The 23,112-nt window shown below is 41.1% G+C and carries 25 protein-coding genes; 10 read left to right on the plus strand and 15 right to left on the minus strand.

The window, feature by feature from the left end:
• Nucleotides 1-238: 238 nt before the first annotated feature.
• On the minus strand, nucleotides 239-1,321 hold the full coding sequence (locus H6G26_RS04410; protein ID WP_190728093.1) for a class I fructose-bisphosphate aldolase: 1,083 nt from the start codon (nucleotides 1,319-1,321) through the stop codon (nucleotides 239-241).
• A 351-nt stretch (nucleotides 1,322-1,672) separates the two neighbouring features.
• Here H6G26_RS04410 and H6G26_RS04415 point away from each other — a divergent pair, with 351 nt between their 5' ends.
• Nucleotides 1,673-1,990, plus strand: a complete 318-nt coding sequence (locus H6G26_RS04415) for a hypothetical protein (protein WP_190728094.1) — start codon at nucleotides 1,673-1,675, stop codon at nucleotides 1,988-1,990.
• Between the two features lie 51 nt (nucleotides 1,991-2,041).
• On the opposite strand, the gene H6G26_RS04420 is transcribed toward H6G26_RS04415, so the two are convergent.
• Entirely contained in the window at nucleotides 2,042-4,267 is a 2,226-nt protein-coding gene (locus H6G26_RS04420) for a GAF domain-containing hybrid sensor histidine kinase/response regulator (protein ID WP_190728095.1), read from the minus strand.
• 450 nt (nucleotides 4,268-4,717) lie between these two features.
• Here H6G26_RS04420 and H6G26_RS04425 point away from each other — a divergent pair, with 450 nt between their 5' ends.
• Nucleotides 4,718-5,644, plus strand: coding sequence for a cobalamin-binding protein (locus H6G26_RS04425; protein ID WP_190728096.1), 927 nt, complete (start codon nucleotides 4,718-4,720; stop codon nucleotides 5,642-5,644).
• Nucleotides 5,645-5,812: 168 nt separating this feature from the next.
• On the opposite strand, the gene H6G26_RS04430 is transcribed toward H6G26_RS04425, so the two are convergent.
• The 3 genes from H6G26_RS04430 to H6G26_RS04440 all read right to left on the minus strand — a co-directional run bounded on the left by H6G26_RS04430 (nucleotide 5,813) and on the right by H6G26_RS04440 (nucleotide 7,085).
• On the minus strand, nucleotides 5,813-6,115 hold the full coding sequence (locus H6G26_RS04430; RefSeq protein ID WP_190728097.1) for a TMEM165/GDT1 family protein: 303 nt from the start codon (nucleotides 6,113-6,115) through the stop codon (nucleotides 5,813-5,815).
• Between the two features lie 95 nt (nucleotides 6,116-6,210).
• On the minus strand, nucleotides 6,211-6,639 hold the full coding sequence (locus tag H6G26_RS04435) for a TMEM165/GDT1 family protein (protein WP_190728098.1): 429 nt from the start codon (nucleotides 6,637-6,639) through the stop codon (nucleotides 6,211-6,213).
• A 95-nt stretch (nucleotides 6,640-6,734) separates the two neighbouring features.
• Nucleotides 6,735-7,085, minus strand: coding sequence for a YkgJ family cysteine cluster protein (locus H6G26_RS04440; protein WP_190728099.1), 351 nt, complete (start codon nucleotides 7,083-7,085; stop codon nucleotides 6,735-6,737).
• Nucleotides 7,086-7,282: 197 nt separating this feature from the next.
• On the opposite strand from H6G26_RS04440, the gene H6G26_RS04445 reads away from it, so the two are divergent.
• Nucleotides 7,283-7,426 (plus strand): photosystem II reaction center protein Ycf12, encoded by a 144-nt coding sequence (locus H6G26_RS04445; protein ID WP_190728100.1) that lies wholly within the window; start codon nucleotides 7,283-7,285, stop codon nucleotides 7,424-7,426.
• A 126-nt stretch (nucleotides 7,427-7,552) separates the two neighbouring features.
• Here the strand turns inward: H6G26_RS04445 and H6G26_RS04450 are convergent, their stop codons facing one another.
• The 3 genes from H6G26_RS04450 to H6G26_RS04455 form a co-directional block, all read right to left on the minus strand.
• A complete protein-coding gene (locus H6G26_RS04450) occupies nucleotides 7,553-9,670 on the minus strand; it encodes a DHH family phosphoesterase (protein ID WP_190728101.1) in 2,118 nt (705 codons plus the stop codon).
• Nucleotides 9,671-9,969: 299 nt separating this feature from the next.
• Nucleotides 9,970-10,098 (minus strand): hypothetical protein, encoded by a 129-nt coding sequence (locus H6G26_RS43700; RefSeq protein ID WP_277883761.1) that lies wholly within the window; start codon nucleotides 10,096-10,098, stop codon nucleotides 9,970-9,972.
• Nucleotides 10,099-10,214: 116 nt separating this feature from the next.
• Nucleotides 10,215-10,361 carry a ribbon-helix-helix protein, CopG family gene (locus H6G26_RS04455; protein ID WP_190728102.1) on the minus strand — a complete coding sequence of 49 codons (147 nt, stop codon included), beginning with the start codon at nucleotides 10,359-10,361 and terminating at the stop codon, nucleotides 10,215-10,217.
• A gap of 435 nt (nucleotides 10,362-10,796) precedes the next feature.
• Here H6G26_RS04455 and H6G26_RS04460 point away from each other — a divergent pair, with 435 nt between their 5' ends.
• Complete coding sequence (locus H6G26_RS04460) at nucleotides 10,797-11,297, plus strand: fatty acid hydroxylase (protein ID WP_190728103.1); 501 nt, start codon at nucleotides 10,797-10,799, stop codon at nucleotides 11,295-11,297.
• 119 nt (nucleotides 11,298-11,416) lie between these two features.
• On the opposite strand, the gene H6G26_RS04465 is transcribed toward H6G26_RS04460, so the two are convergent.
• Entirely contained in the window at nucleotides 11,417-12,397 is a 981-nt protein-coding gene (locus H6G26_RS04465; protein WP_190728104.1) for an aldo/keto reductase, read from the minus strand.
• A 283-nt stretch (nucleotides 12,398-12,680) separates the two neighbouring features.
• Here H6G26_RS04465 and H6G26_RS04470 point away from each other — a divergent pair, with 283 nt between their 5' ends.
• From H6G26_RS04470 to H6G26_RS04485, 4 genes are all read left to right on the plus strand, one after another.
• Nucleotides 12,681-13,775, plus strand: coding sequence for a phosphotransacetylase family protein (locus tag H6G26_RS04470; protein ID WP_190728105.1), 1,095 nt, complete (start codon nucleotides 12,681-12,683; stop codon nucleotides 13,773-13,775).
• Between the two features lie 248 nt (nucleotides 13,776-14,023).
• Nucleotides 14,024-14,527 carry a DNA recombination-mediator protein A gene (locus H6G26_RS04475; protein ID WP_190728106.1) on the plus strand — a complete coding sequence of 168 codons (504 nt, stop codon included), beginning with the start codon at nucleotides 14,024-14,026 and terminating at the stop codon, nucleotides 14,525-14,527.
• Between the two features lie 94 nt (nucleotides 14,528-14,621).
• The gene (locus H6G26_RS04480; RefSeq protein WP_190728107.1) at nucleotides 14,622-15,020 is read left to right on the plus strand and encodes an MAPEG family protein; all 399 of its coding nucleotides are present in this window, start codon (nucleotides 14,622-14,624) and stop codon (nucleotides 15,018-15,020) included.
• Between the two features lie 109 nt (nucleotides 15,021-15,129).
• Nucleotides 15,130-15,621 (plus strand): YajQ family cyclic di-GMP-binding protein, encoded by a 492-nt coding sequence (locus H6G26_RS04485; protein WP_190728108.1) that lies wholly within the window; start codon nucleotides 15,130-15,132, stop codon nucleotides 15,619-15,621.
• Between the two features lie 49 nt (nucleotides 15,622-15,670).
• Here the strand turns inward: H6G26_RS04485 and H6G26_RS04490 are convergent, their stop codons facing one another.
• On the minus strand, nucleotides 15,671-16,228 hold the full coding sequence (locus tag H6G26_RS04490) for a glutathione S-transferase family protein (protein WP_190728109.1): 558 nt from the start codon (nucleotides 16,226-16,228) through the stop codon (nucleotides 15,671-15,673).
• 6 nt (nucleotides 16,229-16,234) lie between these two features.
• Complete coding sequence (locus H6G26_RS04495) at nucleotides 16,235-16,699, minus strand: hypothetical protein (RefSeq protein WP_190728110.1); 465 nt, start codon at nucleotides 16,697-16,699, stop codon at nucleotides 16,235-16,237.
• Nucleotides 16,700-17,097: 398 nt separating this feature from the next.
• On the opposite strand from H6G26_RS04495, the gene H6G26_RS04500 reads away from it, so the two are divergent.
• The gene (locus H6G26_RS04500; protein ID WP_190728111.1) at nucleotides 17,098-17,823 is read left to right on the plus strand and encodes a tetratricopeptide repeat protein; all 726 of its coding nucleotides are present in this window, start codon (nucleotides 17,098-17,100) and stop codon (nucleotides 17,821-17,823) included.
• A gap of 219 nt (nucleotides 17,824-18,042) precedes the next feature.
• On the opposite strand, the gene H6G26_RS04505 is transcribed toward H6G26_RS04500, so the two are convergent.
• Both H6G26_RS04505 and psaM read right to left on the minus strand, forming a co-directional pair.
• Nucleotides 18,043-18,453: a hypothetical protein gene (locus tag H6G26_RS04505; protein WP_190728112.1), complete on the minus strand. Its 411-nt coding sequence runs from the start codon at nucleotides 18,451-18,453 to the stop codon at nucleotides 18,043-18,045.
• 252 nt (nucleotides 18,454-18,705) lie between these two features.
• Nucleotides 18,706-18,795 (minus strand): photosystem I reaction center subunit XII, encoded by a 90-nt coding sequence (gene psaM, locus H6G26_RS04510; protein WP_229559674.1) that lies wholly within the window; start codon nucleotides 18,793-18,795, stop codon nucleotides 18,706-18,708.
• Between the two features lie 199 nt (nucleotides 18,796-18,994).
• Here psaM and H6G26_RS04515 point away from each other — a divergent pair, with 199 nt between their 5' ends.
• A complete protein-coding gene (locus H6G26_RS04515; protein WP_190728114.1) occupies nucleotides 18,995-20,263 on the plus strand; it encodes an FGGY-family carbohydrate kinase in 1,269 nt (422 codons plus the stop codon).
• Between the two features lie 182 nt (nucleotides 20,264-20,445).
• Here the strand turns inward: H6G26_RS04515 and H6G26_RS04520 are convergent, their stop codons facing one another.
• Together H6G26_RS04520 and H6G26_RS04525 are read right to left on the minus strand one after the other, a co-directional pair.
• A complete protein-coding gene (locus H6G26_RS04520; protein WP_190728115.1) occupies nucleotides 20,446-21,660 on the minus strand; it encodes a restriction endonuclease in 1,215 nt (404 codons plus the stop codon).
• Complete coding sequence (locus tag H6G26_RS04525) at nucleotides 21,633-23,084, minus strand: AAA family ATPase (RefSeq protein ID WP_190728116.1); 1,452 nt, start codon at nucleotides 23,082-23,084, stop codon at nucleotides 21,633-21,635. Before H6G26_RS04525 ends, H6G26_RS04520 begins: the two co-directional genes overlap by 28 nt.
• Nucleotides 23,085-23,112 lie beyond the last annotated feature (28 nt).

A 23,112-nucleotide genomic window follows, 5' to 3' on the forward strand; every position in this document is an offset into this window, starting at 1 on the left:
GGCAAATCTTTCACTTATCTAAGGATATCCCAGAATCTCTACCAAGATTTGCCTCTTCAGAATTCTCTTAACTGGTCTAGTTAGCAAACATTTACACTCTTAGTCTATAAAATCCAAAGGCGCGCAGTTGTACGCCCCTACGAAAGACCTTCTATTAAAAACAGCTATCAATCTGACCAAGCCTCCTTTAGAGGTAGAGTGTAAGGGTAATGGATGATTACCCTCATCACCCCACTCCCTAAGCTATTGTCACATCTGGCGATAAGTAAACATCCTGAATGGCATGAAATAGCTTCACACCTTCCTCAAAGGGACGTTGAAATGTTTTTCGCCCAGAAATTAATCCCGAACCACCCGCCCGTTTATTAATTACAGCAGTGCGAACTGCTTCGGCGAAGTCATTTTTACTAGTCGCGCCACCAGAATTAATCAATCCTACACGCCCAGAGTAGCAATTCAGCACTTGGTAACGAGCTAAATCAATTGGGTGGTCAGTTGTCAATTCTGTGTAAACTCGCTCATCTGTTTTGCCGTAACTCTTACCAGTAGCTTTGGCAATTGCACCATAACCATTGTTACTTTCGGGTAACTTTTGTTTGATAATGTCGGCTTCAATCGTTACACCCAAATGATTTGCCTGTCCAGTGAGGTCAGCAGCAAGGTGGTAATCTTTATCTTGTTTAAAAGCGTTATTCCGCAGATAGCACCAGAGAATTGTGACCATCCCCAGTTCATGGGCGCGTTTAAAAGCTTTGCTGATTTCCTGAATTTGTCTAGTAGAATGCTCTGAGCCAAAGTAAATTGTTGCACCTACGGCAACGGCTCCTAAATTCCAAGCTTGTTCCACATCAGCAAACAATACCTGGTCAAATTGATTGGGGAAAGTCAGCAATTCGTTGTGATTTATTTTGGCAATAAAGGGAATTTTGTGGGCATATTTGCGCGAAACGATGCCTAACGTCCCCAAAGTGGTAGCAACCGCGTTGCAACCTGCGGCGATCGATAATCTGATAATATTTTCTGGGTCAAAGTAAATCGGATTGGGCACAAAAGACGCACCTGCCGAATGTTCAATCCCTTGGTCTACCGGTAGAATAGACAGATACCCAGTATATGCCAGACGACCAGTAGAATAGAGTAATTGGAGATTACGCAATACTTGAGGATTGCGATCGCTGTTGAGCCAGATGCGATCTACAAAGTCTGGCCCCGGCAAATGTAGTAAATCAGCAGGAACTTTTGCTTTGTAGGTAAGCAGTTCTTCAGCCTCTTTACCTAGCAATGACTCGATAGAATTAGCCTCTATGAGCGTTGTAGTCATAGTTTTTCCCTCAAAAATTGAGCAAATGACCTTGTCTTTAAGATAGCATTTTTAATACTCGTAACTTGGTTAAGCTTGCATTAACTGGATGTATATTCCTTTTGATCTAAAAGTCTTAAATCATTCTTTAAAAATTGATAAAATCAATGATTATCTGAGATATAACCATGATTTGGGCCAAGATGCACAAATAAAAAATCGTACTTTTGAGGATTTTGGTGAATTGCAGACTGATAATTAATTTGATATATTTCGATTCTGATACTCGTAATCTGACAACAATAAGGTTGGAAAGTAATCTCCATAGACTCTCATTGTAATAATAATCTTTGAAAGAACAAATACAATTCCATGAATAAGTTTCAAATCGATATCGACTTCAGCAATATAGATTTAGCTTCACTTGAGACAGAAGAAGATTTTCAAAGAGAAGCAAGAATATTACTACCAAAGGTACTGTTTAAACTAGGTGAAACTGTGGGCGAAAAAACTTGGGAAGAATTACAGCAAAAGCTGCAAGGTAGTGGAGGTAAACTCAAATCTTCTCCAAGCGATAAACGCAAGTTTATGCAAGAAACAGGAAGAACTTATCAACGAAATGCCAGCAAGAGAGAAAGGCAAGAACTGGAAGATTATATAGTAGAGCAATTACGCCAGCATAAGCAGTAAATATCTACCTAAGTGGATTTTAAAAGGCAATATAAATGCGAAGGCTTGCTTCTAAATTGGTGTTTCGTTGAGCTTAAAATCGCTGTCACTCAAATATCGCATCAATATTGACTCTAATTGGACTACCCGAATTGGCTTGATGAGGTAGTCATTTGCACTTCCTGGAAGCATAGTAATTTCCTGCTCTGTAGGTTCAGTAGAGCTAATAATAACAATTTGCAAATTTTTGCAAGAAGGCTCATGTCTAAGGATGTTTAGTAAATTCCATTTGCTAACATCCCCTACTAAGTGTAAATTTAAAAAAACTAAATCTGGCTGTAGGTTTTGCACCTGCTTTAAAAAGTCGTTTCCATTATCTATCCACGTGACTTGGTAGCCAATTGCCTGAAGATAATCTTGCAGCAGGATGCCAGTCTTTTCCTCTCCTTCCACGAGCAGAATGCGTTTAGTCTTGGAATTAGAAAAGGATGGGGAGAAAGAATGATTATTTTCTCTTCCACTCTCCTCTTCTCCTGGATACACTGGATTTGGTAAAAACACAGTGAACTGACTACCCTTTCCCAAAGTGGATGTAACGGTAACATCTCCACCATGCAAACGCGCTAATTTGCGTGTTAAGGCTAAACCTAAACCAGTGCCTTCATACTGCCGATTTAACCGACTGTCAAGCTGTTTAAATGGTTCAAATAGAAATTGAAACTGATTTGAGTCTATACCAATTCCAGTATCTGAAACTGTAAATGTTATACCTGACAATACTTTTTTGACTACCAACGATACCTGACCTGCTGGGGTGAATTTAATGGCATTGGTGAGCAGGTTAAGTAGCATTTGCTTAATGCGTCGCTCATCAGCAATACAAATATCTTCTTCTATAGCAATTTCACAGGTGAGTTGTAATCCCTTTTCTAAGGCGCGATCGCGCACTGTCCATATGGCATAATTACATAAATCTGACACTGACAAAGGTGAGAGTAACAGTTCCTCCTTGCCTGCTTCTACCTTAGATAAGTCAAGGACATCATTAATCAGTGCCAGTAAGTGTTCACCGCTACTATATATACAACTTACATATTCGTTCTGCTTTTCATTGAGAGAACCAACTATTTGTTGTTGTAGCAACTGGGACAAACCCATAATTGCATTCAGAGGTGTCCGCAACTCATGGCTCATGGTTGCTAAAAATTCACTTTTTGCCAAACTGGCGGCTTCTGCTGCTTCTTGAGAGGCACGAAGTTTCAACTCTGTCTGCTTACGTTCGGTAATGTCCTCAATCATGGCTAGAAAAAACTCAGGCTCACCATTACTGCCTGGTATAACAGAAACAGAGATATGAGTCCAAACTAAGCTACCGTTTTGATGCAAACAGCGTCTTTCCATCTCAATGCGATGTCTTTCGACAAACGGTTCCTGATGTTTGGAGGGATGGAAACCTACCCTAGAAGTTCTCTTTAAATCTGTGTAAATTCCTGATATCAATTGTTTGTAAAGTTTGAAATCCCCCCTTTGTGTCAAAGTGTAATTTGTAAAGCGTTTGCCGTATAGCTCTTCTCGGCCATATCCTAAAATCTTACACAGTGCCAGATTAGTATCGACTATCTGCGCTTTCATATCTATAAGTCCAATGCCAATAGAGGAACACTCAAAAATCGCCCGGAATTGCGCCTCACTCTGTCGTAGTGCTTCCTGTATGACGTTTCGCTCACTTGCTTCTATAGCCAGCGTCACCAAATCTGCAATCGAGCCAGCAAAAGTCTCTTCCTCCAAAGTCCATTGGCGACCTTCGCCTATGTGTTCGTTACACACTACGCCCACCAAACGACCATCTAGCCAAATTGGTGCATCCAGCAAGGATGTGATCCCCAAAACAGAAAGATAAGACTCAGATAATTCTTGGGTTCTTATATCGTTTATGGCATCATCTACGGCAATGGTACATTCTTCTTCTAAAGTCTGGAAATAAACTGGATAATTTTTTTTAAAAAACGAGTTACCAAAGCTATGCTGCTTGGTATTTACATCATATAAATTGATGCATTCAATTTTTGAACGTTCTTCATTATATAACCACACCCCGACTCGCTTTACTAAAAGCGTCCGAGCAGCAGTTTCTGTGATTTCCCTTAAGGCCGCGTTGAGATCACCTTGCTGAAACGTCTTGCTTCTTGCCAGCTGCACCAGTGTCTGACTTTGTTTTCGCCGACGATTTTCTTTGATTTGTAAAGCCTCTTGGGACTGGTTGTGCTCTGTAATATCTTTAGCTGACACCACCTGCATTAGTTGACCTCAAGAAGAAATAATTTTGCCTTGCAGTTCTACAGAAAAATTAGAACCGCCTTTGTATAACTACAATTACTTGATATGGTTTTTAATAACCGGAAAGCATAATTTTTATCATCAAAACTTCTTATTCTGGATAACAAGTTTTAAACTAAATTTTGTTCATCGTTTCTGTTAATTCATTCCGGTGGTTTTTGCCAGGGTATAATTAGCATTTACAATAATTCTACTATCAAGTAATTCTACTACCAAGTATTACAGTATTTTAAATTTTGGTCTAGGGACTAAGAAAGACTCTTCCCAATACTTAACTAATACTTAACACTCAGTTGAATTTTTTGCCTAGTGCTGGCTACCAAAACACGCTTGATTCTCCTAGAGAAAGATGCATAATCACTCAAATTTTGCAAAAATTGGAATGACAGCAGGTTTTGTGGAGGTGGAGCGATGACAAATAGTAATGTAAGAATTGTTTCCCTGATTCCCGGTGGAACAGAGATTTTAGCGAAACTAGGCTTGGTTGATGCTATTGTGGGGCGATCGCACGAATGCGATTACCCTCCAGAAATTCACAATCGCCCCATTTGTACCGAAGCACGCTTAGACTCCAGTGCCTCCAGCAGCGAAATTCATGATGAAGTGAACAATTTATTGCAATCTGCTCTCAGTATTTATCAAATCAAAACAGATGTTTTAGAGAAATTGCAGCCTACCCACATTCTCACTCAAGACCAGTGCGATGTTTGTGCTGTCAGCTTACACGATGTTGAAAAGGCAGTTGCTACACTAATTGATAGTAAACCCCAGATTATTTCTTTACAACCTAATATTCTCCAAGATGTTTGGGCTGACATTGAACGAGTCGGCAACGCTTTTGAGGTAGACTCGGTTAAAGTGTTAGAAAACTTAGAAGCTCGCGTCAGAATTTGTCAGCAAAAAGTCCAAGGGCTTTCTTTAAATGAACAGCCGACTGTCGCCTGTATCGAGTGGACTGATCCTTTAATGGCCGCCGCAAATTGGATTCCTGAATTAGTTAACTTAGCTGGAGGACAGTCTCTATTTTGCACTACAGGTCAGCATTCTCCTGTCTTACAGTGGGAAACACTATTAGCAACTGATCCAGATATAATTGTCTTTATGCCTTGTGGCTTTGATTTGAATCGCACTCGCCAAGAAGCTAATTTGTTAACTCAACGTTCAGAGTGGGAAAAACTGCACGCTACCAAAGCTGGTAGGGTGTATATCACTGATGGCAATTCTTATTTCAATCGTCCAGGGCCTCGATTGGTAGATTCTTTAGAAATTTTGGCAGAAATCTTACATCCAGAAATTTTTCAATACGGTTACAAAGGAACTGGTTGGGAAGTTTTGTAAAGGATAATTCAGAACTCAGGAGTCAGAATGGGCTAAACCTTAGCTATTCGCTAACAGGATGAATTTGAGTAAAACAAAATTTAAACATTTTTATTTTTTCTTTGTTGAAACTCCATCCATGAAGCAATAAAGTATTCTGAATTCTGAACTCTAACTCCTGATTTCTTTTTATGGTGTTTTTTCAGAATCTGTCGATGGTTCATTGTTAAATAACAGCAGGCGTGCAGCGAGGATGGCAAATCCCACAGCAGCGATCGCTTTTAACATACGTGTAGGTAATAATTCCGCTACTGCACCCCCTGCTAATGCTCCCAATAGGCTTGTTAATAGCAGTGCGCCTGCTGCGCCAAAAAATACTGCACGCGGAGAATTACAACGCCCTGAAAGTGCGATCGCTGCTAGCTGACTTTTGTCACCTAATTCTGATAAAAATACTGTAATAAAGCTCAATCCTAAGAGATGCCAATCCATATTATTAGGGGGAAGTGAGGGAGCAGGGGGAGCAGGGGGAGCAGGGGGAGCAGGGAAAAATTTAATATTTCTAACTCCTAACTCCTAACTTCTAACTAACCTTGAAATACATTCCAAAACAGCATTAGGGAAATCACCAACAACATCACGCCTGCTGATTTTTCTACAGTTTTTGGGCTGAGTCGAGTGGCTATCCAACTACCTAAAAGCACACCTAATAAGCTGGTGGTTATCAGTGCAGCCGCAGATCCGATAAATACCACCCACGGCGAATGAGATTCTGCACTCATTAACAGAGTGGAAAGCTGAGTTTTATCTCCAATTTCTGCTAAAAAAATGGTTACAAAAGTTGTACCAAAAACTACTATCGGTGATTGCTGCTTTTGAGGACTATCGGCAACTACAGGCTCAATTGCCTGAGCGATCGCAGGAGTTAAGTTAAAATCAGTGCTGTCTTTCAGTTCTACCTCGATCTTAGTTTGAGATATGCCATAAATCTCCAAAGGAGCAGAATCAAGTTTCACGGGCAGTAGTTTTGGTTGCTAGATGTTTTCATATTTCTATCATATTCTCAGATTGTTGTAATAAATTGCAACTACATAATGTCTTTGCATCCTCCTTATAGCCCAACAGCTTTATTGAAGCGTAGTATTTCCAGACTGCGATCGCCGTATACTCCTTCTATTTGTTGGCGACAGCAGTCAATGGCAAAATCGTTAACTTCTTCTGGTTCAACCCCATACATATCTTGAAATACTTCTGATTCCACACGGCAGAAACGAGGACGATCTGAGTAGATGCTACATTCTCGCGTGATCTGGTCGAAATTAACGCACCATCCATCTTCGCCTACCATGCTGAGGTAGATTTCTAGTTCTGGTGGAGAGAGATACTCATCTAAATCTGGACGCTCTGCTGGATCAAGATTGCAGCAGGCTCCACATTGTTTTACACATTGCCAAGTTGCCATTTTAAATTAGGGATTAGGTATTGGGGATTAGGTATTGAGAAAAATTTTCCCAATCCCCCTATTTTACGTTTTTATGTATTTTCTTATAATTTTGTTAAGTAAATTAAATCTAACAGGCCCTGGCCAGATATGATCGATTGCGGGTTTTGTGATTAAGTTATTGAATTTTTTAAGGCAATTGGGAGGAGAAAAGGAAAATGTTTGACGCTGTATCTGACTTGTTTAACGCTTTTAGTGGTATCAATTGGGAAGTTATTTTCCAATTGCTGTCCGTGGCGCTAATCGTGATTGCTGGGCCAGTGGTAATCTTTTTGCTGGCATTTCGCAACGGCAACCTATAAGAGTTCTGAGTGCTGATTGAGAGTTAGGAGTCAGGAGTGAGGAATTAAATTTTATATCTCAACTCATAACTCATAAATCAGCACTCACAGTATCACAGTCACAAGTGATAAGTTAATTAAAAACTCCTAACTCCTAACTTTTAACGCTTTAAGGGCAGCTTGAATAATATTGTCATACTGTGGCTGAGAAATATCAACTTCTTTGGCGTTTTGACGATTAGTACCCAGTAAACCGATTATATGTCCTGGCTGCATAGCTAAGACTTTACCTTCAGAGTTTTTAATTCTTAATTCTGCTTCAATACCGTTTTTATAGAAACCACAAGTATACTTTCGCTGATTGTACTCAAAGGTGGTGCTTGACGGGGTAGGTGGCGAAGCAAAAAATTGTTGAAGCTGAATTGGCAGCCTGGCACCTATTAACTCTAACTCGATAGTGGTATTACCGTTAAAGTAATTTTCTCGGAGTTTGTAAGCAACATCCACTCGCGGTGGTAAGCGAAAATAGTCGCCCCAACGCCAAGCGATCGCTTTAATTTTATACTCCTGATTATCAATAGTTTGGGCAATTGTCAGTTTAATGTGACCCTTCCCGACGATTTTTTGCTCAACCACTTGAACATTAGGTGTCCAAAAAACTGGATCGGGATTATCCATACCGCAGGGGTGCAAAGCATTAAGCTGTTGATAAAGCTGCTGATTAATTTGATTCAGGTTGACTTCAGCATCAATTTTGAGCAGAGGCTTGAGATGCTGTGGTTCAAGACACTGGTTAGCAAATTCAATCAAACGCGATCGCAACATCTGCAAATTCTCTGCTGGTAGAGAGAATCCCCCGGCTGCTTTGTGTCCGCCAAATTTCCCTAGTAAATCGTGACAAGATTCCAGAGCTTCAAACACATGGAACTCTGGAATCGAGCGTGCAGAACCGCGTATGTGTTCCTCATCCTCATAAGTACCAATAAACACGGGAACACCGTAACGTTCTACCAATCGGGAAGCGACAATCCCAATAACGCCGTGATGCCAATTAGGTTGAACAACAACTAATACACGATCTTGTTGTAGAGATGTAACAAATTCTGTTTCTACATAAGCGATCGCTTCTTGTTCAATTTGCTCACACATTAGCTGGCGAGAGGCGTTGATTTGTTCGCACTGCATTGCTCTTTCCAGCGCCAACCCCATATCATCTGTAGTCAGCAATTCAATAACAGTCTGAGGATTACCAATTCGACCAATAGCATTAATTCGTGGCCCCAAGCGAAAACCGATATCTTCAGGTTTCAGTGATTTGGTATTTGAGGAGTTAGGGATGTTTTTTTTCTCCCCTACTTCCCCTGCTCCCCCTGCTCCCCTGCTCCCTTGCTCCCCCTCTCCCCTCGCCTGCACGCCACCTACTTGAATCAACGCCTGCACCCCAGCTAAGTTGGATTTGGGTAAATGCTGTAAACCACGTTTTACCCAACGGCGATTCACGCCAGTTAAGGGAGCTAAATCTGCGATCGTTCCTAGTGTAAACAGTGCTAGCATTGGCTGGATCAAGCCTTTAGTCTCCCCTAGCTGTTGTGCTAGAGAGACTGCCAAAATGTAGGCAACGCCAACACCAGCAACACCCCGATAAGGTGAGGATTCAGCTATTAATTTGGGGTTGAGGATAGCATTAGCTGGTGGTAATTTTTGGGGGATATCGTGATGATCGGTGATAATCACTGCAAGACCAAGTTCTCTAGCTCTGGCAACTGGTTCAAACGCAGAGATGCCATTGTCTACAGTGAGAATTAATCCCACGCCTTCGCTGTGAAATTCTTCAACTATGCGTTTATTAATACCGTAGCCTTCGTGCATCCGGCTGGGAATAGCATAATCTACCTGTGCGCCTAAAGTGCGGAGACTACGCAAAAGTAGAGCAGTGCTGGTCATCCCATCAGCATCATAGTCACCACAAATAGCAATTTTTGTTTGAGAGGCGATCGCATTTTGCAACAACTCCAAACTAATTGCCAAATCTGGGAAATCCTCTAACGGCGAAGGTAAGACTAAAGACTCTGGATTTAAAAATGCTTGTGCCTGTTCTGGTGTTTCGATCCCCCGATTAATTAGTAACTGGCTGATAATCGGTGAAATATCAATTAAAACTGCCAGCTTTTGGGCAAATTCTGGTTTCTGCGGATAGATTTGCCAGCGCTGATTAGGTAAGCGCCTGCTAGGTTTTAAGAGTTCAGATACAGGTCGGTCTAGCACAGTATAAACTTAGGAATTTTTAGTGTCAACTTAGAGCAGGGCAAATGGAATAGAGCCTCCGGCACGCTGACGCGAACGCGGCTACACAAACATAGACGCTTTGCGACTAATCTTACGAGAACGCTTTCAGCGTTAGCGCAGCGGTAGCGACGTTCGCGTAGCGTCTCGCAGAGAAGGAGCGTCAACCGCAGGGTAGTCCGTGGAGGCGAACTAAGGAAAAATTGAGTGTTTGAAACCTACCTCCGTGGGTTTTGCCTGTGTAGAAGCGGTTTCTAACCGCCGATTTAACTATTTGCTATCTAAAACATGTTTACCCTACCATCATCCATAATATACAAAGAGCGATCGCCAGGAGAGCGCCAAGTCGGACGGAGTTCAAGCCGCAATGTGCCAAAGTTGGGTTTCGAGACAATTGCTTGTAGTGACAAACTCTCAATTTTTACAAAAAATTACCACTAGCTAATTTAACACCTCCAATTCAACTAAATTTTAATACTTATATCTGAGAATGAACCAAGGTATTAAATGGTTCGTAAATCTAGTTTCATTTCGTCCCTGGCAAGGCTCGAATGAGTTCTCGAATCACATCAGTTGCTGTCCTGCCCGTCTGTTCACAATACTTTTCAAGGTTCTTGGCTTCATTTGATGCCAGGTTAATAGTGATTCGCTTGACAGCCCATTTTTTGTTCATGCTGAAACAGATAAAAATTTTTTAAAGCTTAATTGCAATCAATTTAGTATTAAAAATACTGAAGAACACCTTAACCTAAACTTGTACTAATTTTAACTCAACCTTTGCTTACTCTGTATGCATTAGTAAGAAAATTATGTAGTAACTGTGGTAAAATACGGTATCCCTATCGGGATTTAGATGTAATTTTACTATTAATCCAGAGCTAGAAGCCAAATTGGAGGTTTTTACGAGTTGCTATTTACTGCATTAAGGATTGTAGATTTATGAAGCTGCAACTCACCCAATTACATATACTCTGAGCCAAATTAACTGGAGTGTAGACCTATGAAATGCACACATGATGGTTGCAAGTAGGAAATCAGGTGTCTACGCCTACAGCATAAAATTTGCATATTTTCTGTGGAGTTTTTTTACTAAACTTGAGGAGTACAAATGCTTGAGGCTATCGCTGTTGCTTGGTTATTATTGTTTTTTGGCGATTTTCTATCTACATTCTTTTACCACATACCCGAGCACGTTTTTGGTAGCCTACATTTAAAAACGCACCACTCCTGGAAGAAAGACTTCCGCCACTACGCTATTTTGACTTTTAATCCCCAGGTTCTTTTAGATGGTATCTTGGGAGCTTTGCCTTATGTATTTTTAGCAGTAGTCTTGTGGTCTTTTTCTCCCATCGGCGTTGTTTCTGGATTACTGCTAGGTCAGTTTCATGTATGGTGGAGACACATAAGTGTACTAGGTTGGCAAACTTCAAAACCTGTCAATATTTTATGCCAAGTTCTATTTATTACTACTCCTGAGAGGCACTGGTTGCACCATCACAAAACTAATTTGGGTTTCGGTGATATTTTCACGTTCTTTGAACAACCTGCACAAATGTGGTTACGCTGGCTTCGGCTACTCAGACTTCGTTTTCGCTACTCTCGGATCTGACTGAAGCGATCGCTAGCCTAAATACTTTTTAAAGTTATCAAAAAAAGCTGCGTTAGCGAAGCTTACCGAAGGTATCGCAGCTTTTTTTGTAGACTTGTTACTAATGCTTCGTTAATGGATCAACGGTTAACAGTACTCATGTCAGGGTAGCGCTCACCTGCGGCCACATTTTTAGGTGCAACTGCTTCCAGCCGATTCAACTCTTGTTCAGTCAGGTTAATTTCGGTAGCTGCAACATTCTCCTCCAAGTAAGTACGGCGTTTTGTACCAGGAATTGGGACAATATCTTCTCCCTGAGCCAAAAGCCATGCTAGTGCAAGTTGACTAGAAGTCACTCCTTTTTCGGTGGCAATTGCCTTGACTTGCTCGACTAATTGTAGGTTCTTATAAAAATTCTCGCCTTGAAAGCGAGGAGCATTTCTGCGATAGTCATCAGGTGCTAGATCATCAGGGCTGGTGATTGCACCTGATAAAAACCCTCTTCCTAATGGGCTATAGGGAACAAACCCAATTCCTAATTCCCGCACAGTGGGTAAAATCTCATCCTCTGGCTCTCGACTCCAAAGAGAGTATTCTGTTTGGAGTGCCGTAATGGGGTGAACTCTCACAGCTCGCCGAATCGTCGCAGGAGCAGCCTCTGAAAGCCCCAAATGACGAACTTTTCCAAGCTTGACTAACTCTGCCATTGCTCCTACAGTATCTTCGATCGGTACGGTTGGATCTACCCGATGTTGATAATAGAGGTCAATCACTTCCACTCCCAGGCGTTTTAATGAGGCATCGCAAGCTTGATGGACATATTCTGGTCTGCCACTAATGCCTTTCCAACCACCATCTTCAGTACGGACATTGCCAAACTTGGTTGCTAATACTACTTTATCTCGACGATCTTTAATTGCTTTGCCTATTAGTTGCTCATTAGTAAAAGGCCCATACATATCAGCAGTATCAAGAAAATTAACTCCTAATTCTAATGCTCGATGAATTGTAGCGATCGCCTCAATTTCATCACGACCACTATAAAACTCAGACATTCCCATGCAACCAAGTCCGATAGTTGAAACTTCTAACCCAAGTTTCCCTAGCTTTCTGGTTCTCATTAAATAATCTCCTGGTCAGTAATTGGTCAGATAAAATCAAGTCTTTCAGAATTATCTCTTTCCTAATCAGCAATTCATCTACACTTAGAAGTATTTACTGTAGGACTTCTGAATCCCCCACTAATAACTAGCGCAGTGCGAAGGAGTTCGCTTACTCCTGCTTATTCAGAAGCTAATTCTGGGAAACCTTAATTTGTGAGAGCGAGAGGCTTTTGCCAGAAGGAACTAGAATTAGGAAACACCTAGCTGGGTTCTTCTGACTTTTGAAATTAGGAGTGCATGTGTGCCAAAATCCCCTAAATATTTGCTGATTGGATCAACCGAGACTTACAGCGGTAAATCTGCAACTGTTCTGGGTTTGTCTCATCAGCTACAGCAAAAAGGACTGGATATTACCTACGGTAAACCGCTCGGTACGTGTCTGAATTCCTCTAGTGGAACCGTAATTGAGGAAGATGTCCAATTCATCGCTCTTAGCCTCAATTTGCCGGAAAACCGTGTTGCACCTACAATGCTGGCTTTGGATGAACTCAATGTGCAAAAGCGCTTACGAGGGGAAGACAAAACCGATTATCAGCAGTCCCTAATACAGCAATATTTGCAAATGTCCCAAGGAGATTTGGTGTTACTGGAGGGGCCTGGTGATTTTTCCGAAGGTAATTTGTTTGACTTGTCTTTGCTGCAAATGGCTGAAGTGTTAGATGCTGGTGTGCTGCTAGTAACCCGCTATAAATCGTTGCTTTCGGTTGAGGCGCTATTGGCTGCTAAAGGGCGTGTAGGCGATCGCTTGTTTGGAGTTGTGATCAATGATATTCCTGTCACCCAACTAGAAGCAGTTGACACTCTCTTGCGTCCCTTTTTGGAACAGCAGGGGATTCCGGTGCTAGCAATGCTGCCAAACAGCGATTTGCTCCGCAGTGTCAGTGTTGGCGAACTGGTGAAGCAGTTAAAGGCTGATGTTCTTTGCCGCAACGATCGCTTAGATTTGTTGGTGGAGAGTTTAGCAATTGGGGCGATGAATGTCAATTCTGCTGTGAAATATTTCCGAAAACGCCGGAATATGGCAGTGGTAACAGGAGGCGATCGCGTTGAAATTCAGCAAGCAGCTTTGGAAACTTCTACCCAATGTTTAATTCTCACTGGGCAACTACCACCGCCGCCGTTCATTCTCAGTCGCGCTGAAGAACTAGAAATCCCCATTTTATCTGTTGACTTAGATACTCTCACTACTGTAGAAATTGTTGACCGCACTTTTGGGCAAGTCCGCCTCCACGAGCCGATTAAGGTTCACTGTATTCGCCAGTTAATGTCTGAGCATTTTGACATTGACCGCCTGTTGTCTAAACTTGGTTTAACTCCCGCAGCAGCATTGTCTTAACCTCATTAACTCAAATAATTGAGAGCATCAATGCTCAGTTATCAGTTAGGAGGCTGTATTGCTGATGAAGGCACAGTCGGCTCGCTGTCACCTCCCAGGCGACGGCGTGCTGTTCTTTTGTCACCAAGTAATGGAGTTACTTAACCAAACAATCGAAAATTAGTAGCAATGTCTAACTCAAGTTTTCCTCGCACCTACACGCTGTTTGGTAAAATATCTGGGTCGTTTAATTCGGATTATGTCCATCTTTGAGCCAGTCAACAGACCTTATTAACCTCGATACATTAGCGCAAGAACTAGCGACAATCCAGCAAACGGGTTCCAAAAGAATCGCCTTGCTGGGTTCTCGTCACGTTCCGATTACGCATCAGAATCTTATTGAAATGATGACATATGCCCTAGTTTTATCGGGTAATCGCATTATTACTTCTGGTGCTACAGGTACAAATTCAGCAGCTATCAAGGGAGCAACGCGAGCTGATGCAAATTTGTTGACGGTGATTCTACCCCAAAGCCTGGAACGCCAGCCTTTGGAATCACGCCAGCAACTAGAACAGGTAATGCATCTAGTGGAAAATCCCAGTAATGATAATATGTCCCTTGCTGAAGCTAGTTACCTGTGCAACAAGGAAATTGTTTCTCGTTGCCAGCAACTGATCTGCTTTGCATTCCACGACAGTCGCACCCTGTTGCAAACTTGTCAAGATGCAGAAGAACAAAGAAAAGTAGTGACCCTCTTCTACTTTGACTAGTCATTTGTCATTTGTCTTTTGTCATTTGTCCTTTGCATTTGACTGATGACTGATGACTAATGACTAATGACTCATAACCAATGCTTAATAAATAATGATTATTTTTTTGTACTCGATCGCTGCTGCTGCCGTTTTAATTTACCTGCCATTTTTGCTGGTAGCTTATGCCCGTACGCGTATTGGGTATGAAATGTTTTCTACTCCTCGTGCTATGTTTGATAAATTGCCACCATACGCCCAACGAGCCACTTGGGCACATCAAAACACCTTTGAAGCATTTATGGTGTTTGCGGCAGCAGCATTAATGGCATACGTAACAGGTCTAAATTCTTTGACAGCACAAGTGGCTGCGATCGCTTTTGTGGTGGCCCGTTTTCTCTACTCAATTTTTTATATTTTGAATGTACCCCTTTTGCGATCGCTGATGTTTGCCATTGGCATTCTTAGCTCTGTCACTCTCTTTTTCTTGAGTATCGTCCAAGCTACTAGTTAAGTGAGGAACGGGGGATGAGGGAGCAGGGGAGGCAGGGGAAAGCAGGGGAAGAAATGCCCAATGCCCAATGCCCAATCCAAAATCCAAAATCTAAAATCTAAAATGTTTTATGGCTTCTACTTTTTCCTTTGACATTGTGAGCGACTTTGACCGACAAGAGTTGGTTAACGCCGTCGATCAAGTTATCCGAGACATCAAAGGTCGTTACGACCTCAAAGACACTGAAACTACTGTCGAGTTAGTCGAAGAGAGCATTAACGTTAGTACTGACAGCGAGTTTACCTTAGATTCTGTACACAACATTTTGCGAGAGAAAGCCGCCAAGCGTAACCTCTCCCAGAAAATCTTTGATTTTGGCAAAGTTGAATCAGCCAGTGGTAATCGCGTGCGTCAAGAAATCAAACTCAAAAAAGGCATTAGTCAGGAAATCGCCAAACAAATTTCCAAATTGATTCGGGACGAATTCAAAAAGGTACAAGCCTCGATCCAAGGGGATGCTGTGCGAGTTTCTGCCAAATCTAAAGATGACTTACAAGTAGTGATGCAACGGCTTAAACAAGAAGACTACCCAGTGGCTTTGCAATTTACAAATTATCGTTAAAAGATTCGTAATTCGTAGCAAATAATTCGGTTACGAATTACGAACTATTTTAAGCCTGTCCGCCAATACTTTTTTGAAATGCTGGACGCTCAGATAACTGCTTCATATAGTTCAACATGGCTGGGTAGGAACTGAGGTCTAGCTTCAGCATGATGGGAATGTAATTCAGAATAGACCCTACTGCCACATCAGCAACAGTGAACTCATTACCAAGCAAGAAAGGTTGCTTACTGAAAATTTCATTTAACGGAGTCAACAAGCGGGGCATTTCCCGCTCGCGACTTGCTTCTACAAAAATTCCTGGACCAAGGGTAGCATTAGCAAACAAAACCCATTGAGAAAATACAGCACGTTCTTGGAGTGAAAGTGCAGTTTTACCATACTTATCGGCAAGATATAGCAAAATCGCCCCAGATTCCCAAAGCTGAAAATCCCCGTCAACAATGGCTGGAACTTTACCAACTGGGTTAATTGCCAAATATTCAGGCTTGAGGTGTTCGCCCGCCTGCATATCGAGCTTGACAAATTCGTAGGGAACTTCTAATTCCTCTAAATACCAGTGAACAATTGACGCTCGACTACGAGCGCCCCCGTAAAGTTTTAGCATAATTACTTAAAGAACTTTGTGAGTGTGAGAATGCTGTTTAATGTTGTCTTCTTTGGTGACAACTCTAGCAGCATTTAATACGCGTTTACGCTCAGTAGAATATTTAAATTCAGTGTAGTTTGTACCTAAAGGAATTAAAGATTTTGCAGATTCACGACGCTTGTAGGTACGCGCTGCTGCAAATGCCCGTGGCACAAATTCTTCTCCAAACTGAGCCGATTCTGGGAAGCCATCAGGCAACAGTTGTGAATCGCCATCCAGCACAGATCCCAAAGTTGTTGCATGAGCCAGCTTATAGGAGGTAGGGATGCCCTTTAAAAGCGCTTCCAAAGCCGCAGAGGGAATCGGTTCTATAACTTCGATTTGATAAACTTCTCCATCTTCTTTGACGAAGCAGGTTGCCAAGCCGATAACAATGTAATCATCGGTTGCTAAATCAGGGGCATTGGGATAGGAAATTGCAGTTGTCATCGGAAAATTTCTCAAAACTTAAAAATCAAATCTAGAGACTGGGGAATGGGGCATGGTTATTCTCACTATCTCCCTTGTCTCCTTACCATCTTTCTCATCTCTAGAAGAACGGCTTGTTGGCATTCTACCAATTTGTAGCCCTCACTACTTGACCAGTCTTTGAGATTGATATCTGCTATTTCTGGAATTCACCCTGGGGATGAAGTATTCATGATTAGGTTTGAGGATCAATTGTTTATTCAGGGCATAGATTTCTCTTGTCCTACTAGGTTACAGTTCTCTCTTGAGATGGCTTCTAGGTAAGCCTAAATACCTTAAAAATAGACATAGTGGTAAAACCACCAACAGGCAAAAACTAGAATTTGATTCCACAAAGCACTGATTCAATGTAGAAAAAGATGAATATTCACTCATTTTTAGCTGACGGTGACCAGCAAAGTAACAAATATAATTTTTCGCTAAATATTATACATAAAGCCCAAGAACGTAGGAAAAATGACAGTGGCGCATCTACTTTGGGAGATAGCTATTTACGCTCTTGTGCTTTGAGGTTGGCTCAACAAGGAAATTATACTGAGGCGATCGCACTTTTAAGCCAACTAATCTTCCGCCATCCCCATAATGCCGTTAATTACAACAATCGGGGGCTAATTTTTTTTCAAAGTGGCGAAACGCAAAAAGCGCTTTCTGACTATAACACCGCCCTCAAACTTAATCCCTATTTGGCTAGTGCTTATAATAATCGGGCAAATTACTACGCGGCTTGTGGAGAATTAGCAGCAGCACTTGTCGACTACGATCAAGCGATTGATTTGAATCCTCGCCATGTCCGGGCGTGGATTAACCGAGGCATTACCTGGCGTGATTTGGGGCAATATGAGGAGGCAATTGAGAATTTTGAGGTAGCACTGCTTTTCGGTCAGCTAGAAGGTCATATCTGGGCTGAACGCGGCAGAACTTACCATCTTTGGGGTGACTGGAATTGTGCGATCGCTGATTATCGTCGCGCCCTCACTCAACTGCCGTCGATCGAAACAACTAGGGACGTTACTGGTTCTCGTTTGCGTTTACAAATCGAAAATTGGCTAAACGATTTGTTATTTCCTGGGCGTTCTATTTGGTAGATTAATCCTTCTGTCAGATTCAAAATTCAAAATAAATTATTAAATTTTGAATTAGAGTTTGGTGACCCTGTATCGTTAATGACTAATAAATGATAACTATATAGTTATTCAAAAATTACCTATTAGCCATTATTTATTAGCAATAATATAAATTAACACCCAGTGTATACGTAGCCAGAATCACAAGAAACTTAAATAATCCCAAATTCGCTATTTGTCTTAGGGTAATAAGTCTGTTTGTGCATCTTCTCGGCGATCTGGATTCATCAACACCACGCGACGCTGGCTGGGATCAAATCGGTATCCCTGTTGTTGCATAATAGTTTTAGTTTGCTGAGGATCAAAGTTACGGCTAAATTCTGTCTGCAAACCATTGACATGTCCTTCCATCAACTTGACTTCAGTACTAATCTCTCGCAACTTTCCTTGCTGTGACCAATGATAAGGCAAAAGTTGTGCTAAAGCGGATGCTGCAACGGCTGTAATGACGAGATTAACAGCTATTTTAGCTGTGCTTTCCACTGCCATCACCTGGTAAGAACGTTGACGAAGATGCCGCTTTGGTCGAGGAATGACCCGGCGTTTTTGTATAGGTTGTAACGGTGGTCTGGAGGGTTGAGTGGCGTTCATGATGCTAAAAAATAACCTCGCTTAGTGAAGGGAAGCACTGTAAAAGCGCTCTGGCGCTAATTACTGCTCGATTTAGCTGTCATATTACTTCATTTTTATGAAATAGCTACAAGTGTTGCACTAGTTAAAAAATAACCTGGCTTACGTAAGTGCTAGCTTTTTAGCAACTTATGGCATAAAGCCACAAGCGTCTGGAAATTGCACCCCGTAATGCCAGGATTATTAGCTTTTTAACTGTGTCACATCGTACCGTTATTTGTAAAGTTCTGTGGCTAATCGCCAAGCTAGAACTCCTGGGATCAGCGCCACAACTAGAGCGATGTAGACTTGAGAATCCGAGATGGAAGATATCTGAGCGATGTACAGAGTATCTAAGATAGGCATGGCTGAAAACCTCCTAACCTGAATAGATTTTGAACAGTTCGTTTACTACTTTTCCTTGTTTTGCCAAGATTGGGGAATATCTTGTTACAAGATGCAACAAAAGCAGTTATTAATCAGTAGTCGTTAATGATTCTTTATTAAAAAAATTCATAAAACTATGGATTTCTATTTGGGTATCGACTTTGGCACCTCTGGCGCACGCGGTATGGTGGTTGATGAGGAAGCTAGCATCCAGGCACAGGTGCGATATCCCTTCCAGGACTCCCCAGCCGCCGTTACGCCCAAAATTTGGCAGGAGGCTTTGTTTGTGCTGGTGGAACAAATACCTGATCAATTGCGGCGAGAAATTAAAGCGATCGCAATTAATGGTACTTCTTCCACCGTCTTGCTGGTTGATGGTGCTGGCAATCCTGTAGATGCACCACTTTTGTACAACGATGCGCGGGGATCATGTGTCCTAGAGGATTTGAGGAATATCGCACCACCCAATCATATCGTGTTGAGTGCCACCTCCAGCCTCGCTAAACTTTTGTGGATGAGGCAACAACCCTCTTTTAGTGAAGCTAGATATTTCTTGCATCAAGCAGATTGGCTAGCGTTTCTCCTACATGGACAGTTGGGGATTAGCGATTACCATAATGCTTTAAAGCTGGGTTATGACGTGGAAGAGTTGAAATACCCAAAATGGCTAGAAAATTTGCAAATACCGATTCAGCTACCCAAAGTTTTAATCCCTGGTACTCCCATTGCCGAATTGCGTCCTGAAATTGCCGATAAGTTGGGTTTGCACCGTGATTGCCTGGTATGTGCAGGTACAACTGATAGTATTGCCGCTTTTCTCGCCAGTGGAGCAAAATTACCTAGTGAAGCCGTGACTTCCCTTGGTTCAACGTTGGTACTAAAGTTGTTAAGTCGTACCCGTGTAGAAGATGCCAGATATGGGATTTACAGCCATCGCCTGGGGGATTTGTGGCTGACTGGTGGTGCTTCTAATACTGGAGGTGCAGTACTAAAGCAATTTTTCACAAATGCTGAGTTAGAAAGCCTTAGTCGGGAGATTGATGCTTCAATTGCCAGCGAGTTAGATTATTATCCATTGTTGAAGGCAGGCGATCGCTTTCCGATTAACGATCCCAACTTAGCCCCACGTTTGTCACCACGCCCAGATAACCCAGTGCAATTTTTGCATGGGTTGTTAGAAAGCATTGCCCGCATAGAAGCGCGAGGGTATGAATTATTACAGCAAATGGGAGCAGACAAATTGAGCCGTGTTTATACTGCTGGCGGTGGTGCGGCGAATGAAACTTGGACTGCGATTAGGGCGCGTCATTTGCAGGTTCCTGTAGTCGCGTCAGTGTACACAGAAGCAGCTTATGGAACGGCGCTGTTGGCGATGGGAGGCGGAATTAAGGGTGAACAAGAGTAATTGTGTAACAATCTTTTCGTAGGTATTTCGTAAATCAGTATCTATCCCAGTGACAATCTACATATCTCGGCCGATACTGTGATTATTAGATACCGGACTATAGATTCCAGGTTCATGATCTGGGCAGCTATTCGGGGATGGGTGCTTCGCCACAAGCGAATGTCATCTATCCCCTTTACTAATTATTGGTGTGAGTTCTGAGGGATTAGGAGAAAAAGGTTTTTTAAGAAGGTTTGACCTGCGCGATCAAGATTATCATCTAGGGAAAAGGTGAGGCTGCGGACTCCGATTTGATTGCTTTTAATATCTAGTGGCTGTGTCAAGTCTTTGGGGTATATCAAAAAGGCTTGCTCACATTTTGTTGTGTTAGCGTAGCTGATCATTTGATGAATATCTGTATATCCTGCCTGTTCAGGAGCTTTATACTTTGTATCTAAAACTGCTATTATTTTGCCAGTAGCAGCATCACACAGTAATATATCTATACTAAAGTGTCGATTTTGACTAATTTTTATTGGATGTTGCTGTTTGAAAAAATAGCCTTGCGGCGTGTTTTTCTTAAGCCATTCTGCAACAAAAAGTTCATATAAATGTGCCATATCAACAAGAAAGGGTAAGGTTTTGTAATTTCCCCTTTCATGGCTGGGACTACTATTTTCTAAAAAGAATCGGCATAAAATATGTAATAGTCGATAGTCTTTGCTGAGGCGATTGTACTTTCCAATACACTCTTCTGCACTACAAGGTTGCAGCGTTATTAATCCTTGTAGAGCGTGATAAGCTTTTCGTATTGTTGGTGATACTCTTTCTGAACATAAATTGCTACGACCAATGATATAAAGTGTCCATGCCAGTATTTGATTTCCTTTAACATCAGCCGTATGTTCTTCGTAATCACATTTAATTTTAACATTCCACGGCTTTTGAATTATCTGTTGCATATCTAGCCTTCCGCGCACATAAGAAAGCTGCTGTGTTTTAGGCAAGTAAGTACGATATAATCCTTTGCGGCATCGTTCTAAAACTTTATGGGCTAATATCTGAGCCAGATTACTATAAAATTCCTTTAGAGATTCACAATCCATCAACCCTTCGAGAAAGCGAAACCCTTTTAAATTGTAGGCATATTCCAGCATTCCGAAGAGGTTTTGGATAGGCACTTTCGGATTTATTTTTAGATGAAATTCAGGAGTTACAGGAATGTAACCTACCCATCCTTTAGCTTTCAGTTTCCAATGTTCTTTCGTTGTATAGGTAGGAAATTCTATATCTACTTGTGTTTTGTATTTCTCATATAACTCAACCCCGGCTGAATAGGGTATTTCATCAAGTGTTAATGATTTATTTTCGTATTCTGTAAGTTGAATAATTATTGGTTGTGCTGGGTTTGTATACATAGCTGATCCTTGATTTTCTTCCAGCGAAACTCATCTACTCTTTGTAGCTGGTTAAAAAAGTACTCTTCTAAATATGGCTCAATTTCCATGCACCATATATCTTCTATATCCTCACGTAGGTTGTCTGTTAAAAAGAATAAAATACCAATTTCATAATTTTTATCTGCGATCGCCTGATTTAATTGCTGTAAAATGTTAATTAATCCCTCTACTGCAAAACCTGTTTTTAGGTGATAACGTCGCAGTACATCATAATTTGGGCGAAGTTCGATAAATGCAAAGCGACGACGGAGTGCATGGTCTATATTTGCAATAGACCTATCTGCTGTATTCATTGTCCCAATAATGCGGACATTTTTCGGGATGCGAAACCTGTTACCGCCAGCTAGTGAAATTTCTCTATCTCTGTACTCAAGTAAGTACATTAATTCACCAAAGACTTGTGCAAGATTAGCACGGTTGATTTCATCAATGATTAAAACGCAAGTATCTTCACGAGACTCAGCTTTTTTACAAAATTCTACAAATCTTCCTGGAACCAGTGGATATGCTAATATTCCATTTTGACTTTGAGGACGTATACCTTGAATAAAGTCCTCATAAGAGTATGCTGGATGAAATTGCACCAGTTCTGAGAAGCCGTCACCACCACCGATTAAGTGTTGAGCAAGTTTTTCAGCAATATAAGTTTTTCCTGTTCCAGGTGAACCATATAAAATTGCTTGACCTTTACGATGTATTATGCGTATCCACCGCTCTAAGCTTTCTGCAATTAAGCCAATATCTTGAGCAAAGTCCTTTAAGCTATAATTAGGATTATTCGGATTTATATATTTACTAATAGATGGTATTAATTCATTAGATACTGATAGCCATAAAAAAGGAACATAATCTTTAAACCATTGATTAAATTCATCAATTAAATATTCCCAAGAACTATTTAAAATTTTATCTTTTTCCCAGAAATAACTATTAAACCTTATATCTGAAAGTTCAGTAAATACGCGTATATTTTGGGCAACTATTTTGGACATTATTAGAGGGTTAATATCGGCAATATTTTCGGCTAAAACTTCACCTGTATCCTCTACAAATCGTATTTCTATACCTAGCTCTGTCATTTCTATATATAAAGTTGAAAATTTATCTAAATATGTGTGCAAGTGAACTTCTGCATAAGAAATAAACCATTTAATTTCTACTACTACTCCAGAAAAATTATTAACAGCAATTTCGTTTGGTATTTGCTGGCATATTAAATGACAAAAATCATTAAATGGTTTTTCTACTTTTTCTTTAAAATCTTTGTCTTCTTGAGAGTTGTAAATATAATTACGACTATTAACATAATTTTTTTTGTAGTTTTTCATCAGTTCAAAAGAATTGAAATCAAAGAATTTATTTGAGTTTTGGCTACTATCCATTATTTTTCATTTAAAAAATAATTTTTTC

This window comes from Nostoc sp. FACHB-888, from assembly GCF_014696655.1.
Lineage (GTDB): Bacteria > Cyanobacteriota > Cyanobacteriia > Cyanobacteriales > Nostocaceae > Nostoc.